2 protein-coding genes are annotated in these 684 nt (G+C 46.8%); both read left to right on the top strand.

The window, feature by feature from the left end; all coding sequences use genetic code 11:
• Positions 1-388: HesA/MoeB/ThiF family protein (locus R7E78_RS26950; protein WP_318058718.1), on the top strand; the 388-nt coding region annotated here is incomplete at its 5' end.
• Positions 389-467: 79 nt separating this feature from the next.
• The gene (gene thiS / locus R7E78_RS26945) at positions 468-671 is read left to right on the top strand and encodes a sulfur carrier protein ThiS (protein WP_109884439.1); all 204 of its coding nucleotides are present in this window, start codon (positions 468-470) and stop codon (positions 669-671) included.
• The last annotated feature ends 13 nt before the right edge of the window (positions 672-684 follow it).

Here is a 684-nt window from a genome sequence, read left to right as displayed (position 1 = left end):
GAGGCAGCTGATCAATCAAGTTTGTTATGAGCAAAATACACCTCTGATATCGGCGGCAGCGATTGGTTGGCAAGGGCAGTTTGCTGTTTTTGACTACTCAGACAAACCATCAAATTCAGGCTGCTATCGATGCTTGTATCCATTTGATGAATTGCAGCAAACAATGAAGTGCAGCGAAACCGGCATTGTCGGCCCTGTGGTGGGCACTCTGGGGAACTACCAAGCTCTCGCTGCTATTCAAAAGTTGGCGATAGATCGCTTTCATGTTGCGTGTGGTCAGTTACACCTCTTTGACGGGCTGCGGATGAACTGGCAGACCATGTCTATAACCAAAGACAAGCAATGTCAGGTTTGTGGTGACAATAATCTTGCACCAGTGAGCAGTTAAGAGATGACCGCCATGACAGTTTCAAATCAATTCGCAGCAAGTTCGTTTGTGCGTTCCTTTGTTAAAGGAGAGAGGTAACGTGATAACTATCTCTATTAACGACCAAGCTCAGCTGGTCGAGTGTAAAGCCAACCTACAGCAAATCATTACCCAGTTTTCTCTGCCTGAGATGGGCTGTGTTTTTGCCATTAATAATCAAGTGGTGCCGCGTAGCGAATGGGCGAGTACGGTACTTTCTGAGGGAGATAGCATCTCTCTGTTTCAAGCCATCGCAGGGGGATAATGTCGATGCTGAA

Source organism: Vibrio sp. YT-19(2023) (assembly GCF_033337395.1).
This window is presented reverse-complemented; position numbering and strand designations above follow the sequence as displayed.